Source organism: Luteitalea sp., assembly GCF_044337415.1.
Taxonomy (GTDB): domain Bacteria; phylum Acidobacteriota; class Vicinamibacteria; order Vicinamibacterales; family Vicinamibacteraceae; genus Luteitalea.
Window position 1 is genome coordinate 1 of record NZ_JBIINP010000315.1, and the last position, 3,656, is coordinate 3,656.

Consider the following 3,656-nt stretch of genomic DNA (forward strand, 5'->3'; position numbering starts at 1 on the left):
GAGCCGATGGCGCTCACGCTGTTCGGCCTCGGCCTCGCCGGGGTAGCCGCCGCGAGGCGCAAACCCCGCAGCGCCCGCTGACGGGCGGCCTCGCGCCGCTGCGGCCCCTGCCACCAGGACACGCGGGCAACAGTGCCAGGCGTGACGAGGGCAGGGCGAGCGCTCGGCATACACCCGGTCAGGCGCCCGTCCTGTCCCGCAGGTCGCCATGCCGTGGGGCCGTCGAGGTCAGGGCACGGCCGGCACAGCCGTTCGTGCCTGCGCGGTCGCGATGAACTCGAGCAGCGCGGCAGCCAGGTCGGCCGGCTGCTCGAACTGCACGGCGTGTGCGGCGTCCATCTCCATCAGCCGGTTGCCAGGTCGCTCGAACAGGCCGCCGAGGTAGGCGCGCACCTTGGCGTTGTCGACGATGCGGTCGTTGGTGGCGACGACGCCGAAGGTCGGCAGGTCGACCTTCAGGATGGCTTCCCACGACTGCTCCTGCACTTCGTCCATCACGATCACGGACTTGAGTGTCATCGTCGTCGACTTGAGTGCATCGGCGTCGATGAAGTCGAGGCCCTCCGGCGCCAGGGTGAAGTCGGTGGCCTGCAGCGGGATCGGCACGAAGGCGTCGGCGCGCTCCGGCGCGAGCGCGAAGTGCTCGATCAGGGCCTGCACCACACGTTCCGTCATGTCGATCACCGAGCGGAAACGCGCGTTCCAGAACAGGCCCGGCGTGATCAGCAGCAGGGTCGCCAGCGCGCCCTCGTGCTGGAGGCGTTCGGCGGCCACGGCGGCGTACTGCGCCCCCTGACACCACCCGGCGAGATGGACGCGCGTGAAGCGCCCCTGCAGCATCCGCACGTGCTCGAGGACGTCGTCCACGGTGCGCACCGCGCTGCCGAGGTCGCCGCGCCCGGCGTTGCGGCCGCAGCCGCGACGATCCGGCGCGAACACCGAGTGCGCCGACGAGGCCCGCAGCGCGTCGGCGAGTGGCCGCTGCCACAGCGAGTGGCTCATCCCGCCATGCAGGATCACCACGACGTCGTCGCCTGAATCGGGCCCCCACAGGCGGTAGTGGACGTCGTAGCCGTCCGACATCGCCTGCGTGCCTTCGGCCTCGGTCGGCTTCCAGGTGACGGCCGACGCGCGGCATGCCAGACCCCAGCCGCGTGCCCAGGCCGACGGCGGCGTGAGCTGCAGGCCTTCCGTGCCGACCTCGGCGTACGTGCGGCTCACGTCGAGCCTGCCGCCTCGTCCCCAGCGCAGGCTCGGCACGGCCGGCTCGCGTTCGACGAGCCGTGACCCGAAGCCGCCTTCCTGGGCGACGAGTGCGTCGCCAGCGGCCGCGGCGACGAGCATCGCGGCGCGCGTGAGCACGGAGGTCTCGCCGACGTGCGCCCCGATGATGATGGGCCAGCCCCGCGCGCGCAGCGCCGCCACCAACTGCAGGCCACGCAGCACGCCGCCGATCCGCGACACCTTCAGGTTGGCCATGTAGCGTCCCGGCGCGTGGTCGTAGCGCTCCAGGTCGGCCATCGTGCACAGGCTCTCGTCGAGAATCACCGGCACGTCGAGCCCGACGCTGATCGCGGCGTGGCGGTCGACGTCGCGTGGCGTGACGGGTTCCTCGACGCCGAACAGCGGCGCCGCGAGCGCCCGCAGGTAGGGCAGGGCCTGGTCGGGCGTGTCGGCCCACAGGTTGTTGGCATCCACGCGCATCCGCGGATCGCCCACGCCGTGCCACGCGGTGAGTTCCTGCACGATGTCGAGCTTCGTGCGGTCGTCCTCGAGCACGCCACCCAGCTTCACCTTGAAGTCGGTGAGGCCGAGGATGCAGTACTGGTCGACGAGGAAGCGGGTCTTCCAGGGCTCGTCGTTGCCGAGCACGGCGGAGTAGACGTGCGGCCCTCCCGGTTCCGGCAGGCCGAGCAACCCTTCCACGCTGCAGCCCTGCTCGCGCGCGAACAGGTCCAGCAGGGCCAGCTCGATGGCGCACCACATCGACGGCGATGCATCGATGGCCTCGCGCTGGGCATCGACCCAGGCACGCAGCGCGCCGACGTCCACGCACGCCTGTTCGATGGCGCCCTGCCACTTCCCGATCCACTGGCGACACGACGCGCGTGTCTCGCCCGTGACGTACGGGCGCGGGCAGCCCTCGCCAAAGCCTCGCAGCGTGCCTCGCGACGCTTCGACCCACACGCTTTCGCCGTGCGTGCGCGCGGCCGACGCGTGGCGGAACGTCATCTTCAGCGGCACGCGCAGCTCGGTGAGGCGAAGCCGCACGGGGCCTGTCACTGAGGAGCCGGTCACTTCGCCCTCCGGCGGCGGGCGCCGAACATGTCGAGGAAGTACTCCTCCATGCCGGCCAGGTGGTCGCGGTGGAAGGTCCAGCAGGTGTAGTCCTTGGCGTGTGCGAAGCCCGCCGATGCGAACGCCGACAGGTCCTCGTCCTCCGAGAGGGCGATGCACTGCGGGCGACCGAGGTCGCGGTACCGCGCCTTCGCCGCGACGATCAGCGCCAGGCGCGCGTCCTCGTCGTCGTCGACCATGTGCACGGTGAAGGCGTTGGTCAGCTCGCTGAAGTTGAGGCCGAGCGAGGCGATGTCGAGCAGCGCGACGCCGGCGATGCGTCTGTCGCGGCGAGCAACGAGGCACTCGCGCTGTCGTCGCAAGCCGAGGCTCTGGTAGGCGGCGCCGAGCGACGCGAGCGCGAAGGCGTCCGCGCGCAGGTCGTTGGCCTCGATCTCGACGAGTCGGCCGCGCGACGAAAACCACGCCTGGACCACGCCGAGGTCGTCAGGCGTCGCGGAAGTCACGGTGATGTCGGGCGACACCGTCGGGTCGTGGGCCTGCGTGGACGCCGGCAGGTAGTGGAACGTGCGGAGGTCCGACGTCGGCACGTCGCCGAGGCGACGCGCGTAGCCGCCGAACACGCGCGCGGGCCATGGGTTGTTGGGGCGGAAGAACATCTTCACCCACCCGATGTCCTTCCGGAGCCGCCCGTAGTAGGTGAAGCCGAGCGTCAGGCGGGCCGAGGTGTCGAGGCCGCGTGCCGTCATCGGCATGGCCGCGAGGTGCTGCACCATCCACGTGCGCTCGTGGAAGCGGAGGATGCTCATGTGCGCGTCCACGGCCGCCTCGTTGCGGAGGACGACGGTGGAGAGCAGGCTGCCGTTGACCTCGAGCAGCGTGCGCACCGTGTGCTGCAGTTCCGGCAACACGGGCTGCAGGCGCGCCACCTTGTCCGGGTAGAGGAAGCCGCTGTCGAGGAACAGCTGCCAGATCTCGTCGAAGGTGACGTCGCAGCCGGCCTTCACGCCGGGATACGACAACTCGACGTCGCGGGAGCAGGTCAGATAGTGCTGACTGCGCGCCACGAGATCGTCTCGCGTGGAACGGAGTGTCGTGTCCATGGTGCCTCCTCGGCCCGCGCATCATACGCGTTGCACGGCCGAGGTGGGCCCCCGCACACAGGTAGGGCGCGGTGTCTCACCGCGCCGTCGTGGATTGCGGCGGGGTGGGACACCCCGCCCTACCTCTGTGCTACGCCAGCTTCCAGCCGTCGCGGTACTTCGGGCGCTTGATGAAGCGTTCGGCGTCGGGCGCGTTGGTGATGCGCATCGCCTTGTGGTCCCACGTGATGGCGTGGCCGACGCGGTAGGCGACGT

General features: G+C 70.7%; 3 protein-coding genes. 1 reads left to right on the plus strand and 2 read right to left on the minus strand.

Annotated features, from left to right (window positions below; genetic code table 11):
* Positions 1-81, plus strand: an 81-nt coding sequence (locus tag ACIRDX_RS21545) for a PEP-CTERM sorting domain-containing protein (RefSeq protein ID WP_396627485.1), incomplete at its 5' end; no start/stop codon positions are given.
* A 147-nt stretch (positions 82-228) separates the two neighbouring features.
* Here ACIRDX_RS21545 and ACIRDX_RS21550 read toward each other — a convergent pair.
* Complete coding sequence (locus ACIRDX_RS21550; protein WP_396627483.1) at positions 229-2,298, minus strand: alpha/beta fold hydrolase; 2,070 nt, start codon at positions 2,296-2,298, stop codon at positions 229-231.
* Positions 2,295-3,401: a hypothetical protein gene (locus ACIRDX_RS21555; RefSeq protein WP_396627484.1), complete on the minus strand. Its 1,107-nt coding sequence runs from the start codon at positions 3,399-3,401 to the stop codon at positions 2,295-2,297. Before ACIRDX_RS21555 ends, ACIRDX_RS21550 begins: the two co-directional genes overlap by 4 nt.
* Positions 3,402-3,656: the final 255 nt, after the last annotated feature.